This window comes from Zooshikella sp. RANM57 (assembly GCF_050749885.1).
GTDB lineage: Bacteria > Pseudomonadota > Gammaproteobacteria > Pseudomonadales > Zooshikellaceae > Zooshikella.
In genome coordinates this window covers 1-255 of record NZ_JBOIUB010000093.1, presented here as the reverse complement: position 1 = coordinate 255, position 255 = coordinate 1, and the positions used below count along the sequence as shown (strand labels likewise).

The 255-nt window shown below is 39.6% G+C and carries 1 pseudogene; it reads left to right on the top strand.

Annotated features, from left to right (window positions below):
• Positions 1–62 precede the first annotated feature (62 nt).
• A pseudogene (locus ACQ96U_RS27275) lies at positions 63–167 on the top strand (transposase); the annotation flags it as partial.
• Between the last annotated feature and the right edge of the window lie 88 nt (positions 168–255).

Sequence of the window (255 nt, the reverse complement as noted above, 5' to 3'; positions counted from 1 at the left end):
CCTTATTAGCAATCGCAAAAAACCAATTTTTGTGATCATGGATGGTCATCCAGTGCATAAAAGTACGTCAATTTGTAGCAGGACAGCAAGGAAAACTAAGCATTTTTCTCTTGCCACCCTATGCCCCTGATCTTAATCCTGATGAACTGGTATGGAATTACATTCGACAGACAGGCACTGCTCGGATGCCACTTAAAAAGGGGGAATCACTGCTAGAAAGAACATTTATCGATTTAGAATTGATTGCACAAAATA